General features: G+C 40.1%; 20 protein-coding genes. 16 read left to right on the top strand and 4 right to left on the bottom strand.

Annotated elements, in window-relative coordinates; translation table 11 throughout:
- The first annotated feature begins 97 nt into the window (after positions 1 to 97).
- The 3 genes from NSS81_RS09635 (at position 98) to NSS81_RS09625 (ending at position 2,775) form a co-directional block, all read left to right on the top strand.
- The gene (locus NSS81_RS09635; protein ID WP_342433281.1) at positions 98 to 820 is read left to right on the top strand and encodes a hypothetical protein; all 723 of its coding nucleotides are present in this window, start codon (positions 98 to 100) and stop codon (positions 818 to 820) included.
- A gap of 261 nt (positions 821 to 1,081) precedes the next feature.
- Complete coding sequence (locus tag NSS81_RS09630; protein ID WP_342433280.1) at positions 1,082 to 1,234, top strand: hypothetical protein; 153 nt, start codon at positions 1,082 to 1,084, stop codon at positions 1,232 to 1,234.
- A 350-nt stretch (positions 1,235 to 1,584) separates the two neighbouring features.
- Positions 1,585 to 2,775 (top strand): MFS transporter, encoded by a 1,191-nt coding sequence (locus NSS81_RS09625; RefSeq protein WP_342433279.1) that lies wholly within the window; start codon positions 1,585 to 1,587, stop codon positions 2,773 to 2,775.
- Positions 2,776 to 2,940: 165 nt separating this feature from the next.
- Here NSS81_RS09625 and NSS81_RS09620 read toward each other — a convergent pair whose 3' ends face one another.
- Both NSS81_RS09620 and NSS81_RS09615 read right to left on the bottom strand, forming a co-directional pair.
- Positions 2,941 to 3,279, bottom strand: coding sequence for a replicative helicase loader/inhibitor (locus tag NSS81_RS09620; RefSeq protein ID WP_342433278.1), 339 nt, complete (start codon positions 3,277 to 3,279; stop codon positions 2,941 to 2,943).
- Positions 3,276 to 4,178, bottom strand: coding sequence for a hypothetical protein (locus tag NSS81_RS09615; RefSeq protein WP_342433277.1), 903 nt, complete (start codon positions 4,176 to 4,178; stop codon positions 3,276 to 3,278). The genes NSS81_RS09620 and NSS81_RS09615 overlap by 4 nt, the downstream gene beginning before the upstream one ends.
- A gap of 305 nt (positions 4,179 to 4,483) precedes the next feature.
- Here NSS81_RS09615 and NSS81_RS09610 point away from each other — a divergent pair, with 305 nt between their 5' ends.
- Both NSS81_RS09610 and NSS81_RS09605 read left to right on the top strand, forming a co-directional pair.
- Positions 4,484 to 4,948 carry a hypothetical protein gene (locus NSS81_RS09610; RefSeq protein ID WP_342433276.1) on the top strand — a complete coding sequence of 155 codons (465 nt, stop codon included), beginning with the start codon at positions 4,484 to 4,486 and terminating at the stop codon, positions 4,946 to 4,948.
- Entirely contained in the window at positions 4,945 to 5,901 is a 957-nt protein-coding gene (locus NSS81_RS09605; RefSeq protein ID WP_342433275.1) for a DUF3895 domain-containing protein, read from the top strand. Before NSS81_RS09610 ends, NSS81_RS09605 begins: the two co-directional genes overlap by 4 nt.
- A gap of 230 nt (positions 5,902 to 6,131) precedes the next feature.
- On the opposite strand, the gene NSS81_RS09600 is transcribed toward NSS81_RS09605, so the two are convergent.
- On the bottom strand, positions 6,132 to 6,608 hold the full coding sequence (locus NSS81_RS09600; protein ID WP_342433274.1) for a hypothetical protein: 477 nt from the start codon (positions 6,606 to 6,608) through the stop codon (positions 6,132 to 6,134).
- A 491-nt stretch (positions 6,609 to 7,099) separates the two neighbouring features.
- On the opposite strand from NSS81_RS09600, the gene NSS81_RS09595 reads away from it, so the two are divergent.
- From NSS81_RS09595 to NSS81_RS09560, 8 genes are all read left to right on the top strand, one after another.
- Positions 7,100 to 7,681, top strand: a complete 582-nt coding sequence (locus tag NSS81_RS09595; protein WP_342433273.1) for a signal peptidase I — start codon at positions 7,100 to 7,102, stop codon at positions 7,679 to 7,681.
- A 101-nt stretch (positions 7,682 to 7,782) separates the two neighbouring features.
- Positions 7,783 to 8,700 (top strand): TasA family protein, encoded by a 918-nt coding sequence (locus tag NSS81_RS09590; RefSeq protein ID WP_342433272.1) that lies wholly within the window; start codon positions 7,783 to 7,785, stop codon positions 8,698 to 8,700.
- A gap of 159 nt (positions 8,701 to 8,859) precedes the next feature.
- Positions 8,860 to 9,306, top strand: a complete 447-nt coding sequence (locus NSS81_RS09585) for a hypothetical protein (RefSeq protein ID WP_342433271.1) — start codon at positions 8,860 to 8,862, stop codon at positions 9,304 to 9,306.
- A 27-nt stretch (positions 9,307 to 9,333) separates the two neighbouring features.
- Positions 9,334 to 9,879, top strand: a complete 546-nt coding sequence (locus NSS81_RS09580) for a signal peptidase I (RefSeq protein WP_342433270.1) — start codon at positions 9,334 to 9,336, stop codon at positions 9,877 to 9,879.
- 312 nt (positions 9,880 to 10,191) lie between these two features.
- Positions 10,192 to 10,398, top strand: coding sequence for a hypothetical protein (locus NSS81_RS09575; RefSeq protein ID WP_342433269.1), 207 nt, complete (start codon positions 10,192 to 10,194; stop codon positions 10,396 to 10,398).
- A 175-nt stretch (positions 10,399 to 10,573) separates the two neighbouring features.
- Complete coding sequence (locus NSS81_RS09570; RefSeq protein WP_342433268.1) at positions 10,574 to 11,245, top strand: phosphatase PAP2 family protein; 672 nt, start codon at positions 10,574 to 10,576, stop codon at positions 11,243 to 11,245.
- Positions 11,246 to 12,381: 1,136 nt separating this feature from the next.
- On the top strand, positions 12,382 to 12,801 hold the full coding sequence (locus NSS81_RS09565; protein ID WP_342433267.1) for a hypothetical protein: 420 nt from the start codon (positions 12,382 to 12,384) through the stop codon (positions 12,799 to 12,801).
- Between the two features lie 39 nt (positions 12,802 to 12,840).
- Positions 12,841 to 17,736: a DUF4132 domain-containing protein gene (locus tag NSS81_RS09560; RefSeq protein ID WP_342433266.1), complete on the top strand. Its 4,896-nt coding sequence runs from the start codon at positions 12,841 to 12,843 to the stop codon at positions 17,734 to 17,736.
- A 676-nt stretch (positions 17,737 to 18,412) separates the two neighbouring features.
- Here NSS81_RS09560 and NSS81_RS09555 read toward each other — a convergent pair.
- Entirely contained in the window at positions 18,413 to 19,114 is a 702-nt protein-coding gene (locus NSS81_RS09555) for a class I SAM-dependent methyltransferase (protein ID WP_342433265.1), read from the bottom strand.
- A 958-nt stretch (positions 19,115 to 20,072) separates the two neighbouring features.
- Between NSS81_RS09555 and sinI the strand changes: the two genes are divergently transcribed.
- From sinI to NSS81_RS09540, 3 genes are all read left to right on the top strand, one after another.
- On the top strand, positions 20,073 to 20,201 hold the full coding sequence (gene sinI, locus NSS81_RS09550; RefSeq protein WP_342433264.1) for a DNA-binding anti-repressor SinI: 129 nt from the start codon (positions 20,073 to 20,075) through the stop codon (positions 20,199 to 20,201).
- A 230-nt stretch (positions 20,202 to 20,431) separates the two neighbouring features.
- Complete coding sequence (locus NSS81_RS09545; protein ID WP_342433263.1) at positions 20,432 to 22,216, top strand: histidine kinase N-terminal 7TM domain-containing protein; 1,785 nt, start codon at positions 20,432 to 20,434, stop codon at positions 22,214 to 22,216.
- Positions 22,213 to 22,821, top strand: coding sequence for a response regulator transcription factor (locus NSS81_RS09540; RefSeq protein ID WP_342433262.1), 609 nt, complete (start codon positions 22,213 to 22,215; stop codon positions 22,819 to 22,821). Before NSS81_RS09545 ends, NSS81_RS09540 begins: the two co-directional genes overlap by 4 nt.
- The last annotated feature ends 31 nt before the right edge of the window (positions 22,822 to 22,852 follow it).

Here is a 22,852-nt window from a genome sequence, read left to right as displayed (position 1 = left end):
TGCAAATAAATTTAATCACCTGCATATTTAATAGAAAAGGAGGTCCGATATGTGACGTGATATACAACCCAATGAACGAGCTTTCTCTTCCAAGGATGTGGCAGAAGAAGTGGGGATTGCAACTCCCACTGTTCGAAAGTATGGCCAAATCTTAGAGCGGAATGGATATGAGTTTTTGAAAGATGGCGATCGACGTATCTTTGTTCAATCTGACATCGTAGCGCTTATAGCGCTACGCGATACGGACAAGCCCCTAGACGATACAGCTAAAGACCTTGTCCATCAACAAAAAGAAAGATTAGAAGGTTCCAATGAAACAGAGATTGCGATACCCGATACGTATGACAATTTAACCCACGACCCCAATCAATTAAAAGAGGTCCTTATGTTTGTAGTCAATGAACTCGCAGCCACACGTGAAATGAATGTCCAACTGACAAACGATATGTCACAGCTTAAAACAAAGGTTTCCCGACTCCAGCAAGATCATCATGTTATAAGTTCTAGTATTGGAAATTCAGCGCAAAAAACGAATGCTAAAATTGAAAAATTAACGGAACAACAAAATACCCATTACGAAACATTGCTGCAACAAGAAAAACAAAAAAGTGAACTCTTACAAAAGGAAATACAATATATTTGGGGAGAACAGAAAAAAGAATGGAGTTCACAAAATGATTTTAATAAACGTTTAGAAGAAGCAATACAAAAGCCTAAAGAAAAATGGGGGGGCTTTTCTCCATATTCCGAAAATAGGGTGTTTGTAAAGGCAGAAAGGGGATGGGTTCTTTTTTGTGTTGCGTATCGCTGGGCGATATAACTTGCCAAATAAATTCAAAACATTACTATTTAATAGAATAGCAGGGTTCGATATAGCGTTACGCGATATGGACAAGCCCCTAGACGATACAGCTAAAGCCCTTGTGTATCAACAAAAAGAAAGTTTAGAATGATCCAATGAAGCAGACATAGCGATACCCGATATATATGACAATTTCTCCAAGGAAGTTGGTAGAAGAAAGAGGATACACCACACAACGGTTCGAAAGTATGTTTAAAACTTAGAGCGAATGGATATGAGTTGTTAAAAGATGGCGATTGGCGTGCCTTTGTTCAATCGGACATCGAAACGCTTATAGCGTTAGGCGATACGGATAAGCCCATAGACGATACAGCTAAAGAACTTGTGTATCAACAAAAAGAAGGAATGAAGGAACCAATGAAACAGAGATAGCGATACCCGATACATATAACATTTTATTTACCCTATGTTCCGACTATTCGGATTCACCATTCTCCAAATTTCAACAATTTCCCGAGAAATATCTTTCCGGTGCCTGTCACTCCCCGAAGTTTGATAGAATTTGCCGAACTTGGGACTCCACCCCTTTTTCGTGCACAATCCCTGCATGATTCTTACCAATAATGATCAAGTGAGCCACCAAATAACGGTGGTTTTCTTGCCTTTTTCAAACTTCGAGCAGCGGGTTTACTTTTACAAAAATTGAAAGTTCTTTTCATTGTTCAACCTGTTAAACAGCGCTATAATGAGTTGTCATTTAAAACCATTAATTAGGATGAGATATGTATATGAAGTTCTCAAAAAAATTGGCTATGTTTATTTTAATTTTTGACATGTTTCTTACCTTTAGTGGGGTTGGTCTAGTCATCCCAATTATGCCAACTTATCTAAAAACCTTTGGAGCAGCGGGACAAGCATTAGGCTTTATCATTGCGATTATGGCTTTTGCTCAATTTATTTTTTCTCCGGTTGCAGGAAACTTATCGGATCGTCATGGACGCAAAAATTTAATTATTTTTGGACTTTTGGTTAATGGACTTTCACAAATCGCCATGGGTCTGTCCACCGAACTTTGGATGCTTTATCTTAGTCGTTTTTTTACAGGGGTCGGGTCTGCCTTTATCGTTCCTCCTGTGATGGCTTATGCTGCTGATATTACAACCAAGGAAGAACGCGGAAAAACGATGGGCTGGATTGGGGCTGCTATTTCATTAGGCTTTATGATTGGGCCTGGCATTGGCGGCTTCTTATCTAATGTGAGTATGAACTTTCCTTTCTATTTTGCAGGAGGTGCGGCAATTGCAGCGGGAATCATGTCTTTCCTGATCCTTCCTTCCGTCAAACCATTGGGGACTGAGTTTACTACTAAGGGAGACAACCTATTCAAACAAATGGCTCGCTCCTTTAAAACAAGCTATTTTGTTTTATTAATCGTTGTGTTTGTATTCTCCTTTGGAATTGCCAATTTCCAATCCACTTTAACGATGTTCTTAACGTATAAATATAACTACACGCCAAATGACATTGCTATTGTCATGACCTTTGGCGGCTTTGTCGGTGTTATTGTTCAAGGTTTTGCCATCGATAAATTATTTAATCGGTTCGGCGAAATGAAGATTATTTTGTTTGGCTTACTTGTTGCAGCCACTAGTCTTTATGGCCTGTTATTTGTCAGCGATTATTTCCTAATTTTATTTGTTACCACCCTGTTCTCAACCGCAACGACTTTAATCCGACCTGCTGTTAATACGTTAATTTCGAAAGCAGCAGGCAATGAACAAGGATTTGCTGCTGGTATGAATAATGCCTACATGAGTTTAGGAAATATGATTGGACCCGCATTAGCCGGTACCTTATTTGACTGGCATATGGATATTCCTTTTACATTTGGTGCCATTATAATATTGGGTTGCTTCTTCTTGACCTTTGTGTGGTCAAAGAAGACTGCTGCCAAACAATTTCATGCATCTTAAAAAGGATTGGGACCCATTGATAATAAACTGTCCATGTGTCCCTTCCATTTGCATTATTGTCGGAAGTAACGATTGAGACCTTGCGAAAAATGGTAGGGCTCTAAGGAGATTTCGTGTATCAGTTCAGGAGCCTGAAAGACTGCCCCTAAAAGGATCCCTTCAGCTTCAAATGGATTTTCTTGTTGAATATTCGGCCAGCCATTCTGGTATTGGAATTCGGTTGTTAACATTGTATTCGCATTCAATTCTCTCCCGTCCTTTCTTCATCCATTCCTGTAAGGTGGCTGGAAAATGATTTTCTTCATATGTGAATACAGCAATTTCACCAATCGCTGGGGGAAAGGGACTTTTTCGAATATGGGTTTTCAGGCGCGCAAGAACTTTCGCGTAATCCATTTCCGCACAAAATTGAAACCATTGCAGAACTGTCTCGTCCTTTAACGAGCAATTCGAATAAACCGATTCAATTAATACCAAAAGTTTCATTACCTCATCCTTGGTCATAGCGAACCCTCCAAGACAATTTTTCCTTCCTCAATCAAACGCTCGACCCGTTCAGAGATGGATTCCTTTGAACTACGGGGGCGGTTCTGGTAGCTTTTTCCCATGGAATCTTTCAGTGGCTTTTTCTGGTGATTACCGTTTTTGTCTGCTTCTAGTATGGTCCTTAGGACCTTTTCGCAATACAAGGCGCTGCTAATTTTTCCATTCGGATTTTTCCTGTGGTAATCATTGAAGACTCCCTCTAACAAGGATTCTAGCTGCTCGGTTTTTAACGGAAGTTCACCGATTCTTTCTATTGCGGTTTCATCCTTCGGACTTAAAACGGTTCCATTGTTTCGTAAGGTGATAAATTGGGTGGTAATCCGTTCTATCCGTTTTGCCTTTTGGTTATTTGACGGGACCTGGTTGTTTGGTTGAGACGGATGGGGATCATCATCATTTTTTAACTTCTTAGATTCTTGAGTTCTTATATATTGTTCCGGCATCGTTTTGTTATCGTTCAGCGACTGTTCCACTGTCGTTTCTCGAAACGGCGTGCAAAAAAAATCACCCGTTCCATCTAAACACGTAAAGTCATCGGAATTTACGACAGTAAAGAGGGTACCCAAATGCGTTTCTTCAGCCAATAACAGCCCTTTATTCACAAGCTTGTCGACTGCGCGCTTGACGGTACTTTTTGCAAGCGCCTTTTTCGCTCGTCCTTCTATGTACATCAAATCCTCACCTAACTGGGAATAAGCTCTTACATACTGCCCTTTCTTTAACCGCACTCCATTCAAAACCTTTCCATCCTCGTAAGCCGCCTTCATAATAATCCATACATAAAGCCGGAAAGCCGTGACATTATGCCATAACTCATCATTCGAAAACTGCTTCGTCAACTTCACCCAACCAGACATCAGACCAACTCCTAAAAATATTCTCACCTGTTATATACAGATGAGAAGAGGAAAAGGACAGGTTCGTGGAAAATAAATTTTTTTGTATGTGCCAGGGTGACGATTCTGGTGGTTTTTTTCTGATGACAAGGAGATCATGGCCCGGTGCAGAAATATCCAAGTAGGTTGAATTATCTTTCGAGATTCTTTTGTTTTACAGATCATGTACTAATTTTTAGGATTTTTTTTGAAAACGCTTTACAAAAATAGTAAATAATTGTATCGTTTAGGTTAGGAATCTCTGGAGAATCTCTAATAGGAGGGGTATGATGGAAAGACATTCAATTTACCTATATAAAAAGTTAACAAAAGTAGCGCAATCCAAACAACTAGGTGGGGATTCTACTAAATTTAGTATTCATCTTAATAAGGATTACATTCAAATGTTAGAGGAATTTGCTAGTAGAACAGACACAACAAGAGCTGAAGCTGCTAGGTTGCTTTTGTCATCGGCACTTGATGAAATAAACGATTTATATAATTTGAAGAATGATGAGGACTTTGATTACAGTTACACAGCAGAGATGGAAAAGGTGCTTGAAGAAGAAGAAATACAATTATTAGTCGAAAAGTATAGTCGTAAAAATGATCGACTTAGTGAATTAGAGTTTATTAAAAAATTAATTTTAGATCGCAAAGATGACAATTATGATTTCCAATTAAAGCTAGTTGAAAAAGAACATGAGGAAATTAAAAATGAATTAAAGGAAGTAGGGTGGATTAAGGAATGATTACACTTGATGTTAAAGAGAGGGATGAATTACTGAATATACTTAGTACGGAACAAAGGGAATTTATTGAGTTTTATGTAAAAAGGGGAAAGAAAACCGCATTTGCTAATGTTATGGCTAAGGACAAAGGAATGATGGTGCCAGATTCTGCAACAGTAGAAGAAATGGAGATGCTTATAGATGATTGGGTATTAGATGATTATATCGATAATGGGTTCACTAATCCGGATACCCCTTGTGAATGCGGCAAACCACTTAGATATCAATATATCGTAAGGCATCTTTCAACAAATCAGATTCGTCGTTTTGGGATTAAACATTTTGAAGAGCATACAGGTTTATCTGCATTATTAATTGCATCGATTAAAAAGGGATTTAACCAGATTGATTATGAGCGCGATGAATTATTAACCAAGATTGGGGATGGTTGGTCCGTTCTAGACCATGTCTCAAATATTCCAAGTGATCTAAAGATAGCGAAGGATATACAAAACCACTTGGATGCAAATGTTCCTTTACTAGAGAGGCAGCTCAACAGGTTGAAAAGGGATATTATTACCCATCAAGAAAAAAGTGAGCTTAATAATTTTGAAAGTTTGCCTATTTATAATACTACCGTTACTGCTGCTGCAGAGAAATATGAGGAACAAGACTCACTCGATTTATTTGAAGAAACGATCAGAGAAGTTTCTCTTCAAAGTCTAGTACAGAGAACAGGTGATTCTCTATTTTTCCATGCTATAAATAGATATTTGGATGAGGGAGTATCTAGTGCTAGAATCATTTGCGAACTACTAATCAAGCATAATGGTGCAGAGAAAAAAAGATACATAACTGGGAAGCCAAGAATATATGTTGAAGTCTGTCAATACCTTGAACAATTAGTACGTGATGAAAAAGTTATGATAACAGAGGTTATTGGTAAAGAGGATCGAATATATCAAAAATATTAGGAGGTAAACTAGGTGATTGATAACGATGATGATAGTTCTATTAGGGGTCAATCGGAAGTTTTTTTAATAAAAAGGCACAAGTAGGGGGTAGAAGCCTAGTTGTGCTTTTTCTTCTTATGTAAGAGATCTATCCCGCCAAACTTTGATGGCCTAAGAAGAATGAAGTCGCGGTGCACTTGTGACAGAGTTTCATTCTTGCCGTTTTCCTCTTGTTGAGAACAGTAATTATACTAAAACCCGCTGCCTATCTTACTTATCAAATCCACAATTTGATCCATTTCTTTGAACCTGACCAAACTATTTTCCTGACCGGACGTGATCGATTCGAGCCACTCTTTTTCTCCAACAGATAGGTTGTTTTTCAACTCTTCTATTTTGGTTAAAATCTCCTTTCGTCCCCAGACAACAAACTCGAATGGTTTTCCGTTGGAATTCACTTCTATTTTTTTCATTAACAGACCAGAGGAATCTCTAGCGGAACGAATGGTTGTTAATAAGATGCTGTACGTTCCCTTTACTCGATTGATGGGATGTGACTTGAAGATAAGCCGATAATTCGATAAATAGAGCGTTCCCCCAATCGCTTCATTATTTGTAAAAGTAAACTTCTTTTTCATACCATAATCTTTAATGTTAATCATTAGATTCGATTTACGTTCTAAGATATTCCTTTCCCCATCCAGCCACTCATCTTGATTCAACGACATACAAATTCTCTCCTCTTCTAAGGTACCAGTTGCTTTCCTTTTTCTGTGAAAATTCCCCTAGCTGACTCTATAAATTTACTATCTAGTATTTTAGAAAAAGTAGCAACATGTTTTTAGAAGGGAGGGCGGAGTGGAAGGTATTGGTGACAGGCACTATCTAGTGATTGGTTGCAGTGACTACTAAACGTGGGGACTGTGATATTGACCAGTCTTTTCGCTGGAACTAACCTAAGTAAACCACGAGAACTGTCCCTGTTTCGTTTTATAACGAATAGAAAATTCTTTATAAAAAACAAAAGAGTGAGATATATCGAGATAAAAAGAGTAATTTGGATTAAAGTGTTCTCAATTGAGAATTTTTGGAGTATTATTGGGTTTTTCAAATTTCATATAGTACCTTATACTCAAATTATTAGTTCGTTCCAAAGAACTATATTGTTCGTAAAAAGAATAAAGAGCAGTTTCTTTAACTATTAAATGGGGTGAGTTATATGGTAGCAAAAAAGTTAGGAAAAATAGTAAGTAAGATTGTATCGATTCTACTATTTTTACTATTAATCTCTTTGCTTTATGTAGTCGTTTCAACCAAGGTTTCGGGAGGAGAATCCCAGCTGTTTGGGTATCAAGTAAAATCGGTTTTATCTGGTTCCATGGAACCATCTATTCATACCGGGTCCGTCATCGCGATTAAATCGGGGGGCGACCTTAATAATTTCCAAAAGGGCGATGTTATTACCTATCGAACAATGGAAAATCCAGAATTTTTGATTACACACCGGGTAAAAGAAATCCACGTAACGGACTCTTTGGTTCAATATATCACAAAGGGAGACGCAAATGATGCGGTAGATCCCGAACCGATACCAGCTTCCAATGTTGTCGGAAAATATTCTGGCGTAACGATTCCGTATCTTGGCTACATTCTAGCCTATTCAAAAACATCTATGGGAGCTATCCTGCTGCTAATCTTACCGGGAGTGTTAATTCTTTCCTACAATATCTTACAGCTCGTCAGAAGATTAAGACAGTTAGAAAAGGAAAACAGATTAGTCAAACAAAGCTTAGAAGGTTAACAATGTGATTGTGACATTCTCGCTAGACTTAGATTTCAATACATAGGGTTTAGAAGAGAGTTCCAATAAAAAATTATAAGTTAATAGGAGGAGAAGAAAGAATGGCAAAGAAATCAAAATTGGGGATGGGCATTGCATCTTCAGCCCTAGCATTATCATTAATCGCAGGGGGAACCTACGCACTATTTAGTGCAAATGCTGTAAATGCTGGTAACGAATTTACAGCAGGTACAGTAAAAATTACGGATTACACCACAGGAGGCAATGTTGCTTCGCAAATGATTAACTTTAGCAACTTAGCTCCTGGGGATACTGACACGAAGAAAGTAACTATTAAAAATGAAGGAACATTAGATGCATGGGTAAGAATTAACGATGCAGCTACACAAGCTACTAGGAGCGGTGAGTTATTCAACGGTGCAACTCCATTGCAAATCTCTTACAGTGATGAGCCTGTATTTGTAGGAGTGGGCCAAACTGTGGAACTTGATGTAAAGTATTCTTTTCCATTACATGCAAATGATAGCTATCAAAGTGCAAAAGGATCCATTAATGTTGTAGTCGATGCTGTCCAAGCAAGAAATAATGATCAGAACAATGACAGCAAGCCGGATTTCTTCCCATCTCCACAAACCTTTATTACACCAGCCGACTTCAACGTAACAGCTGGTCATAATTGGACTGATTCTGGTAGAGATCATAAAGGATTTAGTTTCGGCTTCATCCTAGCTGAATCTCCAAAAGCAGCTGATGTGAGGAGTATCACTATTGAGGCTTATAAGGACAACACATTATTACAAAGAAATACAGCTGGTGTTGATGCTTTGAATTCTACTGAAACCAGTCTGTCTACACCGTTTGAATTCACCTACAAAGGTAATTCTGCTGATCGATTTGCAGATACTTGGTGGAATTACGGTGACTGGCAAGGATCTCCAACTGACAAACCAACTAAAGTTGTGATTACTATAATCACTGGTGATGGTCATACTTACACAGCTACAAGAACTGCTTACTAATTTTTCAATAAGGTTACCTTTTAATCAATAAATAAAAAGGTGTCACAAAATCAAACTTTGTGACACCCTTTTTAAGTAATATACATATTATCTTGATCTCAATAATTTAGAGAAATTACATTTTTGAATAGACATGAATGTTTGAAGGGAGTGAGAACCATGAGGGCAACGAGACGGAGGAAATATAGAAAAACACACTTTTCCATCAAACTCATCTGGCATATAGGTTTGGTATGGTGTTTGATTTTGATGGTATGTATTAATTTGCCATTGAACACTACAACTGCTTTATTTACAGATCGAATACAGCATGAGTCAACGGTTAAAGCAGGCACATGGTGGGATGGCAGTAAATTAAGTTTTACCAGCAAAGACAAAGACAATAATGTTGAAACTGAAAGTCCTAATGTAGCTGAAAAACAAGTGGACCAAAGTGAAAAAGATGGTGCCAAACCGGCAGATGAATCAATGGTTGAATCAAAAAGTGATACAGATAAAAATACGACTCAGCAATCGGATACGGTTCAATCAGAAGAAAACACTCCTTTGAATCCCATAGAAAATAATGACCAAACAATTCAAGAAAACCAGGAAACACAACCCTAATGGTTAAATGGAGGTCTCTATTACTATATGAAAAAGAAGCTAAAAAGAATGGTTCGTCTCATTTTTTCAATTATTATTTATGGAGTTTTAATAGGAATCTTAATTTTGGTCGTTGCTGCCAAGGTGAGCGGCGGGACCGTTTCTGTCTTCGGCCATGAAATTTTGATTGTCTTATCGGGTTCGATGGAGCCAGAAATTAAAACAGGTTCCATTATTACAATCAAACATGTCGATGACAAAAAATTATTAAATGATGGGGATGTTATCACTTTTAAGGCAGAAAACAATCCTCGTACATACATTACTCATAGAATAGTGGAAGTTCAAAAGGTGCAAAACACTGTTCACTATATTACAAAAGGGGACAACAATAGCTCTGAGGATCCCTTTTCAGTAAACGCAGAAAGTGTAGTGGGGGTATATAATGGTTTCACCATTCCTTTCGCAGGAAAGTTAATTGCCTTTTTTCAATCAGGGTCAGTACCTATTTATCTTCTGATTATTCCAGGTATCCTTACAGGTTTTTTGTCTTTATTTTACATTAGTACAGCCCTTCGACAAATTAAAACGTAAGGGACGACGGGGACGGTTCGGGTGGCTTTTAAAAATAACCCATGAGAACCGTCCCTTTGGCATTTTCCAAGGGTGGGGTTTGTGGCTTTTTGGCTGTTGCTGGAGACCTACCAAATTATGAACCAGGAGAACCGTCCCCGCGGCTCGCCGTGGCTCTGAAAAAAAGGATAAACGTATAAAAGGACGAATATTGTATTTATAAAGTATTTTTAAGAGGTGGTTCCATGGTAATTGATTTTTGCAATCAGTAAACATCAAGGCTGGGGGCAATGTTCGGTCTGTTTTCAATAATTAGTTGGGAAGGTGTTTGTAATGAGTGAACCAGATTTTAACGTAAGGAAGGATGAAAAAAGTAAACGAAATCAAACCGTCGAATCTTCGATCAAAAAGGGAATTTCGTTCGGTACATGTTTGGCAATGATTATTTCCTATACGGCATGGAAGTCAATTCCATGGGCGATTTTTCATGGTCTTTTGAGTTGGGTTTACGTTGTGTATTATTGGGCGAAATATTTGTGAATGGGAAAGCCAAGGGGAGACTTCTGTTGTTTTTTGGCAATATGAGCCAGTATAATCGTGTCCGTGGCCACACTGGCTTTTTTCGCTGAAACTAATAATGAGTGTCTAAAAAGGGAAAAGTATGTCGTGGCTTTAACTTTTTTGAAACACTATTTAGGGATGCGAGGAATGCATTTTGAATTTAAAGGTACAGTTGTTATGGGCATTTTTTATCAGTGTCGGAGCACTTATTGGCTTTACTTTGTTAGCTATAGCGGTTAAAGGGACAGAGGGTCTGCTGGCATTTGACAGAGTGGTGATTTCTTTCGTTCAAGGGCTAGAGGCTCCAGCCTTAACCACTGTTATGAAATTTTTCACCTATGTCGGCTCCACTAAAGCCGCGATTATCATTGCTTTGGTGGCTCTTTACTTGTTGTACAGAGTTCAGAAGGATCGTTCGGAGCTTATTTTGTTCATTATCGTTGTGGCTGGGACACCTATCCTCGTTTCGATTTTGAAAAATTTCTTTCAACGAGCACGACCAGAGTTTCATCGTCTGATTGAGATTGGCGGCTATAGCTTTCCAAGCGGCCATTCGATGAATGCCTTTGCCATTTACGGGATGATTACCTTTTTGTTTTGGCGTCATATTCCCACCAGGTTGGGGCGAACCATTCTGATTCTGGGCAGCAGTGTATTCATCCTGATGATTGGTACTAGCCGCGTTTATCTGGGAGTTCACTACCCGAGTGATGTAATCGGGGGCTATCTCGCGAGCGGCTTTTGGCTCTCTAGTGTGATTTGGGTATACCAAAGATATAAAGAAAGAAGATACGAACGGCTGGTTTTATCCAAAAACCCAAGGTGAAGACGAGGTAACGCCGAGGGGATTGTTTTGGTGGCCTTTCCACCGAATTATTTCTTATCTGCGAAATTGATGGCTCTATCTGCCTTTTTCGAAGTTCTATCTGCCTAAATCATCATTCTATCTGCGGATTTGATCCCTGACTCTATTTATAAACTAAAGATACCTCACTTCGGCACTTGAATTTCCTCTATATGGTATTTTACTCTAATAAATAGTTGAGTTTCTTAGACACTAGGTGCTTTGTGGCTTACTTTTACCAGCGAAGTATCTCTTATCTGCCAAATTGATGGCTCTATCAGCCTTTTTCGAAAGTTCTATCTGCCTAGATCATCATTCTATCTGCGGATTTGCTCCCTGACCCTGTTTATTAACTAAAGTTACCTCACTTCGGCCCCTAAATTTCCTTTATATGGGATTTGATTCTAATAAATAGTTGAGTTTCTTAAACACTAAATGCTTTTGGGCTTACTTTTACCAGCGAAGTATCTCTTATCTGCCAAATGGATGGCTCAATCTGCCTTTTTAGATGTTCTATCTGCGGATTTGCTCCCTGACTCTGTTTATAAACTAAAGTTACCTCACTTCGACACCTAAATTTCCTTTATATGGGATTTGATTCTAATAAATAGTTGAGTTTCTTAGACACTAAATGCTTTGGGATTTACTTTTACCAGCGAAGTATCTCATATCTGCCAAATTGATGGCTCTATCTGCCTTTTTCGAAGTTCTATCTGCCTAAATCATGATTCTATCTGCGTATTTGATCCCTGACTCTGTTTATAAACTAAAGTTACCTCACTTCGGCACCTAAAATTCCTTTATATGGGATTTAATTCTAATAAATAGTTGAGTTTCTTAGACACTAAATGCTTTGGGGCTTACTTTTACTACCGAAATATTTCTTATCAGCCAAAATGATGGCTCTATCTGCCTTTTTCGAAGTTCTATCTGCCTAAATCATCATTCTATCTGCGGATTTAATCCCTGACCCTATTTTTAATGGCGGGGTACCATTTGTACCTAATCCAGGGGGACAGATTTTGGTGGCTCTATTAAAAAAAACAGGAGAACGCCCTCTGGAACCACCTGGGCCAAACGTAAATTGGTATAATTATCCTAACAAGGGGTGAGGATGAATGAAGGTTTTTGTTTCGGTTAAGCAAGCTGGAAAACGGAAGGAGTTTATTAAGGAAGAAGAGTTGGTTTTAAACGGTAATCCATCAACCTTAAGAGAGCTTATTACGGAGATTATTCATAAAAATGTGGAAAGCTACAATAGTAGACCGCTAGATTCGAAGCTTGTCCACTATCTTTCTTTTGATGAAATCGAGTCGCAGGTTTCTACGGGAAAGGTGGGCTTTGGCTATCGGGTCAATGAGCAGCAGGCGGATGCTGAAAAAGCGATTGAAACGGCGATGCTGGCGTTTACGGATGGTTTATACAGAGTATTTATTGGCGACGAGGAGAGCGAAAGTCTTGACGCGCCGCTTGCGATTAAAGAAGGGGATGTGCTGACCTTCATCCGATTTACGATGCTGTCAGGAAGAATGTGGTGAGGTGTTGATATGTACTATTATTATCAGAGCAATGAGGCAATGAAAAAATATGTGGAAAAGCTAAAGGCTAAGTCCATTTTTACTCTTGGCCGAAATAAGCAGATTTTAAACGCAATCATCTCCTGTTATACGATTAAGGATTTTGACTATGCTGAAAGGAACAAGAGACAGAATCAGCTAACTCATGCTTTATGGAATGGGAATACTGCTGGGCTATCGAGTGTTTTTGCAGATTCAGAGTTTAAGGTTCTGGTTACCCTCTTTGGTAAGGAAGGCGCAAGGAAGTTTAAAACCATCTGGGATAACAGTCACCACTATACCTACTTGCTGGGAGAACAGCGGCGTTCCTTTCGTACCAAAACCTATGATTCTATCTATCTTTCTACTGCGATTGACAAGCTTCATGGGATGCTTCGAATGGCAGCGGAAAATTTTTCCTACAAGACGTATTTTTCAGAGAAAAATAATCGTTTCACCGGCAACCCTGTGCTTCCAGACCTTTTAGCGTTGGAGATTGATGAGAACAATGAAGAGGTAATGAGCACCTTTGAGGAAATGGTATATGGAGAGAACAACACTGGTCTGCTCACCCGTGAGATCATTAAAGGATTGGTCATGAGCCGTAGTGAAAAGGCGCATAAATGGGCGGGCGATCTGCTGCTTGCCGCCAAGCTTCAGGAGGGTCTGCGCCAAACGATTGTGGAATGTATGGACGAAGGGTCAAAGGAAGGCTTTCTGTATTTACTAAAGATCATTCTTGATCATGATTTGGTTCGTTATTCATCGGTTGTTCGCGCCCTTGATGTTTGGACGGGTCTCGGAATAACTGCGGAGAAACCTGCCGTTATAAAAAAATGCCTCGTAACTGCCTACAGATGTCTGACTCAAAACGAGTATCAGGAAGAATGCTTGAAGAGCAGCGATACGATGCTAATTTATATGGGATTGTGGTCGCTAGCGTTTACTGATGTTGCGTTGGTTGAATGCAGGATTACGGAATTGAGTGCTGCAGCTGAAAAATATAAACGATTAACCGCTCTCTACTTTCTACAGCAGCTTCAGATTCCGCGTTTTCAGCACGGCTATGCGGTACCTCTGTTAGATGATCCTGATTTAGAGGTGAAAAGCTGTGTCGTTAAGAATCTTTTTAGTGACGCAAATAATTATTCGACTCGAGAGGACCTAAATAAATATCAGGAGATTGAAGGGATTTGCAGCTCGGAGGAACTGTTTGAAAAGCTTAAAGACATGCTAGACAGTATGCCGAAAAAAGAAAAAACGTTTACAGAAAGTCCGTTTCCGTGGTGTCGAATTGTCGTTACCCGTGATGAGATTCTTGGTAAAATGCTGCAGACCTTCACCGATCATCCAGACAATGAAAAGGTTGATTTACTGCTCGATTACAGAGGTTATATGAGTGTGGGAACCCGGTCAACGTTTCTGACTTTCTTTTTACAAAATCCGAAAACGCTTAAACAAAAAACGGCGCTGATTGAATTTTTGGGAGATAAGAGTTCACATGTCCGTTCGACTGCTTTGCTAATGGTGAAGAAGTTATCCTTAGCACCTGAGGATTATCGGATGATTGAAGAATTACTTCAATATAAGGCAGGTGATTTGCGAAAAAATGCCCTTTCCCTATTGCTTGAGCAACCTCCTAAAGAGCTAGTTGGCAGTGTTAAACGGCTTGTTACCGATAAAAACGAACATAAACAGCTTGCCGGCCTGGATATGATTGCGGCGATTGATAAGAATCCAAGGATGGAAAGGATTGCAGATGAGTGCAGACAGCTAGCAGCCTCGCTTTCTGATACTTCCCAAACAGCCAAGGTATTGGTCGAAAAAATAACAGAAAGTGATTTTTCGATAGTGGAGGGGTTTGGGCTTTATGATCCTAAACAGCAGCTCTCCCTACCCGCGATACCAGTGCCTTCAGGCTTTTCTAGTAAGGATTTAATAGCTTCGTCCTTTCAGGAGATTAAAAAGATTTTGCTGGCGTTTAGCAGCTTGGTTGATCAACATCGAGAGGTAGAATACGAGGTTGAAAGCTGGAACGGGGGACGGGAGAAAGTCATCCTTGGTGGAGAGTATAGTCTAAGAAGTATCCGCAGCCGCAGTAATCGGGATGGTGATTTAACACTAGAGGATTATCCGCTGCCTGAGGTGTGGAGGGACGCTGCCAAGGAGCATGATTTATCCACCAGAAAACTATTAGAAATCCTTTTCTATTCTAGTTTTAATCATTATTCGTATCAAGTGAAAAGGGATTGGTACGAGAAATTGCTCAAACAGCTGTTTCCGATAAAGGAAAAAGAATTTAATGAGTTTAAGGCGAGCCTGCCTTACGCAAGTCATATTTTTACTATTTTTGATGCCCTATTAAATGAATGTCCTCGTACGGAAATATTTGAACTGTGCCGGGATATGGTCTGCTTTTTATATCATCAAATCCCTGCCTATCGCTTTGCTGAGGAGTTCGAAAAGGCAGAGGCAACAGGCCACTATTATTATGGTGGCCATTCGAATAAATTGGTGAATGCACAGGAGATCTCATTTTGGTATAGCCATATGCGCGCTTTTAGCAGCGGGGAGGATCAGGATTTTAAAGACGTTTTCCAAATCGGGTATGGCTTGTATAAGGCATCAGGCTTTACCTCCCATACCTGTATTCAGTTAGCGGATTTTGAAAAAGCCTATACGATGGGCCTGGTGGATGAAAACGAATTGTATACCGAGCTATGCGGCCGGCCGTTAAGTCCTGAAAATTTACGCACCATAACCCATTCCGAATTTTATCTGCATAAAACGGTTGCTGCCTGTCAGAAGCTCAATGAGGTTTGTCAAAAGACGGTGGACCGGTTAGTCAGCATCGAACTGAAGCGGGGAGATATGACAACAGAGGTAAGTCGGTTGGTCTCGAAGATTTATCGTGTCTCGGGTACTAAATTCTTTGTGGATATTCTAATCGGTGCCGGAAAGGATACCTATGTTCGCGGCTATAATTTTGTCGGTGACGATAGTACCAAGAAGGAAATTTTCAGCCATTTGTTGAAAAACTGTTATCCGTCCGAGGGTGAGGATGAGCATACGCTGAAGGAGCTTTTGGGAAAAAGAAAGGTGACGGATCAGCAACTTGTGGATGCTGCTATGTATTCGCCGCAATGGCTGGATATTGTAGAAAAGTATTTGAACTGGCCAGGGCTAAAGTCAGCAGGTTGGTATTTCCATGCACATATCAATGAAGCTTTTTCAAATGAAAAACAAACGATTGTGGCGCGCTATTCGCCGATTTCTCCAGAGGACTTAAAAAGTGGAGCTTTTGATATTGATTGGTTTAAAGAAGCGTTTGCGTTATTGGGTGAAAAACGATTTAAGGTGGTTTACACTAGTGCGAAATATATTGCAGGGGGCGGTCTGCATAAACGATCCCAGCTGTTTACCGATGCGATGTTAGGAAAGCTTACGGAAGCGAAGGTGGAAGAAATTATAGCGGGAAAAAGAAATAAGGACTATGTGCTTTGCTATGGATTGATCCCTTTAAGCAAGGAGAAAAAAGAAGCCTTACATCGTTATGAATACCTCCATGTATTTTTAAAAGAAAGCAAGCAGTTTGGTGCCCAGCGCCGTGCCAGCGAGGGGAAGGCTGTTGCGCTTTCGTTGGAAAATCTTGCGCGAAATGCAGGTTTTTCCGATACCAACCGGTTCACTTGGTATATGGAAACGGAAAAAATTCGAGCGATTGAACCTTTCTTAAAACCAGCCATGGTTGAGGATGTTGAATTGCATCTTGCGATTGATGAATGGGGCCGAGCAACGGTTGCTGTCGGGAAGGACGGGAAGTCGCTCAAGAGTATTCCGCCAAGGTTTAAGAATCATGAGTATGTGAAAGAACTAAAGGCGGTTCACAGGTCATTAAAGGAGCAGTATTCACGAGCCCGAACCATGCTGGAAAAAGCGATGGAGGCAGGGGATGGATTTACTGCGAGTGAGCTTGAGGGGCTTTCGGAGCATCCGGTTATCTATCCGTTATTGCAGCATCTTGTTTTTCAATCGGGTGACCATTTAGGCTATATTAAGGATGGGGCGCTTGTTGGATGCGATGGAGAGATTTTTGAAATAGGGCATGAGGATGTCTGTGTGATTGCTCATCCTGTTCATCTTTATAAAAGCGGAAAATGGGCCGCTTTTCAGAAGGATATTTTTGATAGAGGAATAATCCAGCCTTTTAAACAGGTATTTAGGGAATTATATAGACCGAATGCCGATGAGCTCGCGTCGCGTGTGATTTCGTCTCGATACGATGGCCATCAAATTCAGCCAAGAAAGGCGGCTGCCCTTCTTAAAAGCAGAGGCTGGACGGTCAGCTATGATGAAGGTCTTCAAAAGGTATATTATAAGGAAAACATTCTTGCCCATATCTATGCAATGGCAGACTGGTATTCACCTGCCGATGTAGAGGCACCAACGATCGAGGGAGTTCAATTTTCCGACAGGAATACAGGAAAATCGGTTCCGTTTGTGGATGTCCCAGAGGTACTGTTTTCTGAAATCATGCGGGATATTGATTTAGTCGTCAGTGTCGCTCATGTAGGCGGCGTTGATCCAGAAGCAAGTCTATCGACGATTGAAATGAGAGCAGCAATCATGAGCGAATTGCTGAGGTTACTAAAACTAACCAATGTTGAGCTGAAAGGTTCGCATGCGTTGGTGAAGGGGAAACTTGGTGAATATACGGTCCATCTTGGCAGCGGGGTTGTTCATAAAATGGCAAACGGTGCCATAGCAATCCTCCCTATTCACTCCCAGCATCGAGGCCGGTTGTTCCTGCCATTTATCGACGATGACCCGAAAACTGCTGAAATCACCTCTAAGATTGTTATGCTTGCCGAGGATCATAAGATAAAAGACCCGACCGTGTTGGTGCAGATGGTTTAGGATCGGGGGAATGGCCAAGGATGTGCCAAGGGGATGGTTCTGGTGGGTTTTTTGGTTGTTAGTGGAGCCGTCCCATTTGCTCGAAAAAAGAACCGTCCTCTTGCACCTAGAGGGTTCACGAAGACACAAAATGGCATGCAAATTGACGTATGCCATTTTTGTTGTTGTATAAAGGGTTTGGTACCAATTGGGGAATATTTCTTCAAAAAATTGTCGGTAGAAATACTGCTCAATCACCGCTCTTGAGGACAAAACCTTTTTTGAAATCAGTAAGACTGTCCTCAATCACCGCTCTTGAGGACAAAACCTGCTTTGAAATCAGTAAGACTGTCCTCAATCACCGCTCTTGAGGACAAAACCTGTTTTAAAATCAGTCTAGCTGTCCTCAATCAGCTCTCTTGAGGACAAAACCTGCTTTGAAATCAGTCTAGCTGTCTTCAATCAGCTCTCTTGAGGACAAAACCTGTTTTGAAATCAGTAAGACTGTCCTCAATCAGCTCTCTTGAGGACAAACCTGCTTTGAAATCTGTCTAACTGTCCTCAATCAGCCAAAGTAAAAAGGAGTGTAATTTCTATCAAAAAAGCACTCTTTTCTATGTTTTTTTGTTGTCAAATTCTCTGGCATTTGCTTAGCAAAAAGAGGTCGTGCACCTCTTAAGTAAACCCTTTATCTGGCTCATTTTTTGGCAACTAAAATGAATGCTGGTGAGTTTACTGAAAAAGGGATCTTTTCAAAGTTTCCGTATGTTTCGATAGTTTGAAACCCGCAATTTTTTAGAATAGGCAGTAATTGTTTGGATGTGGCAGGATATAAAGTAGTTGTATTAGAAAAGGATTGCCCAGCGGATGTTAGTGTAGTTGTGAATGCAACCTTATCACCCTTTAAGTCATACTGGCGTTTAAATTCAAAGGTTTCCTTTTGAATGACAGGGAATGAAAAATCCTGCTGAGACAATACTTTATCAAAGTTGACAATTTGGCAAATGAATAAGCCATCGTCTGTTAACTTTCTGTATACTTGCTGAAGGAATTCGTTGATTTCCTCTACATTGTTTAGGTGAACGAGCGTGTTTCCAATGCAATATATACCGTCAAAGGTTTCTTCAAATTCTTCTATTTGCTGCATGGTTTTAGTATATACCTGGATGGAAGGGTTGGTTGCTTTTTCACGAATTTGCTGAGCCATTGTTTTCTCTGGTTCCGTGGCGATCACGTTAAATCCTTCCTCTGCCAAATAGAGTGCCATATTACCTGTACCTGCACCCACGTCGAGCAATAATCCTCCCTGTTTAAAGTTGGATCTTAAAAAATTCAGAGCTTTTACATTAGTAGGAAAAATCTCATCATAAAAAGGTGTTAATGAACGATAAAAGGTCAATTTAATTACCAGCCTTCCAAGTATAGTATTTCGGTTGTTCTCTCCTACTAGTATAACAATGCTGACGTGTTCTTATTGGTTTTTTAATAAGGCTCTTTTTGTAAAATTTGTTGCTCCTGTATTAAATTGTGTTCATTTTAATGGGACTTTGAGGATGTTAGGATAATTGGAGACCATTCGAGTCCGACCTGAGGTAACTCCATCATTCCCACTACCGTCTAACTGCGTTTTGTCGTTCATCACGCTTATGAACGACATTCCCACTACCGTCTAACTGCGTTTTGTCGTTCATGACCCCTATGAACGACATTCCCACTACCGTCTGACTGTGTTTTGTCGTTCATCACCCTTATGAATGACATTTCCATTACCGTCTAACTGCGTTTTGTCGTTCATCACCCTTATGAATGACATTTCCATTACCATCTAACTACGTTTTGTCGTTCATCACCTTTATGAACGACATTTCCACTACCGTCTGATTGCGTTTTGTCGTTCATCACCCTTATGAATGACATTTCCATTACCGTCTAACTGCGTTTTGTCGTTCATCACCTTTATGAACGACATTTCCACCACCGTCTGATTGCGTTTTGTCGTTCATCACGCTTTTTACGTAACTTCGGACAGGTTTGTTGAACCCAAGGCAATCGAGTCCGAACCCTAAGTAACTTCTATAAAGGCGTTAATATAATTAGTAAGAAAAACAACCATCTATGCGAAAACAGTCTTTAATAAAAAAGTACCGTCCCAGTTTTTTGCTGAAAAATGACTTTAGTTACATTTTATTCAAATGGAATAGGTGTATAGTATGAGTTGTCAGAAAATACCGTAAACGATGGAGGGTTATTCATTTGAAATGTAAATTGTTCGTTCAATCAACTGCCTCTAGTGTTGGTATACCTCATGACTACTCTCCTTGTACACCAACTAAACTCCTAAAGTCAAAGGTGATGTAATGGAAACCAACATACAAAATCAATGGGAGGAATTACTCCGAGAAGCTAGGGATATGGGTTTATCTATCGATTCCGTTCGGGAATTCTTTGAGCAAATGAAAAAGAATAACCAGGTTACTAGAGAGTAATCAACAGGTTTGTAGTGAAGATCAAGTTTTTGATGATCAATTGGAGAATAGAGAAGGGAATAGCCATGATGCTGTTCCTTTTTTCTCGTATTCTAGTGAAAACATAGTTGGGAATGGCTTGTTGAAGGGAAAAACATTCAGTTAGAAGCATGTTAGAATCGTCGCTTCGTTTCTAGTTGGTGTATAATATTATTGAATATTTAAAATTTTTAATTAGGGGATATGGAAAAATGGCCAATAACATTTATATATCCGTGCTCCTACTTGTTACCACCTGTGGATCTTTATTTATCGCGTTCCTTGCATGGCGGAAAAGGGAGAATCCGATATCAATTAGTCTCTTCTTTGGTATGATTGCTAGTTCCTTTTACTCATTTGGGTACGCGTTTGAGATTAGTAGTTCCGATTTGGAGAGTATTCAATTTTGGCTAAAGGTTGAATATATCGGGATTTCATTCGGTCCGTTTATTTGGTTCGCGATGGTGCTGTACTATACCAACCATAAGAGGTTTCTTCGTAAGTGGGAATTAGCGTTGTTAGCCTTTACTCCTCTTACTACGTTTATTATGTATTATACGAATGAGTGGCATCAGCTTTTTTACACCAGCATGAGTATTGACACCTCCACAGGCTCCCCCCATGCCACGATGGAAGTGGGGCCTTTTTACCTACTTCATGTTGCTTATTCCTATCTCCTATTCATGATTGGGATGTGGCTGCTGATTCAGATGTATAGGAAATCTGCTCTACATATGAAAAAGCAAATTGCTTTCATGATGATTGGCTCAGCCGCACCTTTTGGAATAACCCTGCTTTATTTAACTGGCCTTCTTCCTTCACCGATTGATTTTTCTCCATTTGGCTTCTTGTTCTCAGGGATCTTTTATACATGGGGGATTTATCAATATAACATGCTAAACCTTGTCCCAGTGGCATCGCAAAAGGTATTTGAATCGATGAAGGATGCGGTTATTGTCTTTGATTTAGATGATCGGGTCATAAGCTTTAACCGTGCTTCAGTGGAAATATTTCCGATCTTACATGCGAAAAAAGCCATGGGGATGCCAGGTGATCACCTATTTAAGGATGATCCTGATTTGCTCGAGAGGCTGGTCGTTGATTCCGTTCCTGAAGGCAGAGTAAAGATGGTCTGTGGGACAAGGACTGCTTATTATCATGTTCAGGTGTCCCAGGTTTCGAATCGAAAAAGAACGCTGATTGGAAAAATGATTTTATTAAGTGATGTAACGGAATCGGTTCTCGCAGAAAAGACGCTGCGGATCAATGAAAGGCAATTGAGAGAGTTGAACACTTTTAAAGATAAGATGTTTACGGTTGTGGCACATGATATCCGTGATCCTCTTGCCATACTGATCAATTTGATGGATTTGCTGCGAGATGAAATGAAGGTCTGCGGTGTGAAGCATGAGGAAGTGGTCGAGGCGATGGACCAACAGCTTGAAAATACGTATACCCTTGTCGAAAGTTTGCTTGATTGGTTTCGGTCACAGAGGGGTGGAATGGTGTTTAACCCGATTGTTGGAAATCTATCTGAAATCGTTCAGAAGCAAATTCGCTTGTTACAGGTTCATTATGATCGAAAAAGAATTCAGCTCCTATCCAAGGTGCCGATGGAAACGCTTGTGTATGCGGATATGGAAATGTTGAATGTCATCATTCGAAATCTGCTTACGAATGCGATTAAATTTACCGAGGATGGCGGGCGCATTGAAGTAACAGCCGTGAAAAAGGGGGATACCGTTACTGTTTCTGTCAGTGACACCGGGATCGGTATTGCACCTGAGCAGGTTAGTCATTTATTAATGGAGGAGTTTCCGACACCTGTTACGGGGACGTCAGGGGAACGAGGGCTTGGTCTGGGACTTACACTGTGCAGAGAATTTATTCGAATCAATGGTGGGGATATATGGTTCAAACCTGGTGTTAAGCAGGGGAGTGTCTTTTCTTTCTCGCTGCCAAGAAATCATCTGGAGTTAGGAGAGGGTAATGGATGATGAAGGTAATCATTGTTGATGATGAAAAGGCCATGCATTTGATTCTGACACGGATGCTCGCGAAGCTTGATGGTGTCGAGGTGATGTGCTGCTTCCAAGAAACAGCAACGGCCTTTTCTTTTCTGACGGAACATAAGGTTGACTTACTCTTCGTTGATATTAATATGCGAGGAGAAAATGGCCTTGATTTTTCGAGGCGGGTCAGGGAGAGTGGCTGCGCAAGTAAGATTGTGTTTGTGACCTCCTATAAGGAATATGCATTGGCTGCGTTTGATGTTTTTGCGTTTGATTACATCATTAAGCCAATTTCGGAAGAGCGATTGCGGATGACTGTTCAACGTGCATATGGTGAGATTGTCGATGGCGTAGAGGGGAATCGCGAATGTGGAAGTGAATTTGGACCATTGATTGACCCATTGACCAGAAGAGAGATTGAAATCCTGCAATTAATCAGTAACGGGTTGAATAATAAAGAAATAGCCTCCCACCTCAAGCTAAAAGAAGGAACCATCAAAAATCATATTGTTAATATCTTTAGTAAATTGCAGGTTCGGAATCGAATTCAAGCTATTACTGCTGGGAAGAGTATAGGGGTTATTAAATGATTGGAGCCATAGGGACGGTTCTAGTGGCTTT

The sequence above is a fragment of the Neobacillus sp. FSL H8-0543 genome (genome assembly GCF_038592905.1).
In the GTDB taxonomy this organism is placed as follows: domain Bacteria; phylum Bacillota; class Bacilli; order Bacillales; family Cytobacillaceae; genus Neobacillus.
This window is presented reverse-complemented; position numbering and strand designations above follow the sequence as displayed.

Bases quoted from the DNA above. Each gene is read 5' to 3' on its own strand.
- NSS81_RS09615 (WP_342433277.1), bottom strand. From the start codon at position 4,178: ATGTCTGGTTGGGTGAAGTTGACGAAGCAGTTTTCGAATGATGAGTTA.
- NSS81_RS09590 (WP_342433272.1), top strand. From the start codon at position 7,783: ATGGCAAAGAAATCAAAATTGGGGATGGGCATTGCATCTTCAGCCCTA.
- NSS81_RS09540 (WP_342433262.1), top strand. From the start codon at position 22,213: ATGATGAAGGTAATCATTGTTGATGATGAAAAGGCCATGCATTTGATT.
- NSS81_RS09620 (WP_342433278.1), bottom strand. From the start codon at position 3,279: ATGACCAAGGATGAGGTAATGAAACTTTTGGTATTAATTGAATCGGTT.
- NSS81_RS09610 (WP_342433276.1), top strand. From the start codon at position 4,484: ATGATGGAAAGACATTCAATTTACCTATATAAAAAGTTAACAAAAGTA.
- NSS81_RS09575 (WP_342433269.1), top strand. From the start codon at position 10,192: ATGAGTGAACCAGATTTTAACGTAAGGAAGGATGAAAAAAGTAAACGA.
- NSS81_RS09595 (WP_342433273.1), top strand. From the start codon at position 7,100: ATGGTAGCAAAAAAGTTAGGAAAAATAGTAAGTAAGATTGTATCGATT.
- NSS81_RS09560 (WP_342433266.1), top strand. From the start codon at position 12,841: ATGAAAAAATATGTGGAAAAGCTAAAGGCTAAGTCCATTTTTACTCTT.
- NSS81_RS09625 (WP_342433279.1), top strand. From the start codon at position 1,585: ATGTATATGAAGTTCTCAAAAAAATTGGCTATGTTTATTTTAATTTTT.
- sinI (WP_342433264.1), top strand. From the start codon at position 20,073: ATGGAAACCAACATACAAAATCAATGGGAGGAATTACTCCGAGAAGCT.
- NSS81_RS09600 (WP_342433274.1), bottom strand. From the start codon at position 6,608: ATGTCGTTGAATCAAGATGAGTGGCTGGATGGGGAAAGGAATATCTTA.
- NSS81_RS09580 (WP_342433270.1), top strand. From the start codon at position 9,334: ATGAAAAAGAAGCTAAAAAGAATGGTTCGTCTCATTTTTTCAATTATT.
- NSS81_RS09545 (WP_342433263.1), top strand. From the start codon at position 20,432: ATGGCCAATAACATTTATATATCCGTGCTCCTACTTGTTACCACCTGT.
- NSS81_RS09585 (WP_342433271.1), top strand. From the start codon at position 8,860: ATGAGGGCAACGAGACGGAGGAAATATAGAAAAACACACTTTTCCATC.
- NSS81_RS09605 (WP_342433275.1), top strand. From the start codon at position 4,945: ATGATTACACTTGATGTTAAAGAGAGGGATGAATTACTGAATATACTT.
- NSS81_RS09565 (WP_342433267.1), top strand. From the start codon at position 12,382: ATGAAGGTTTTTGTTTCGGTTAAGCAAGCTGGAAAACGGAAGGAGTTT.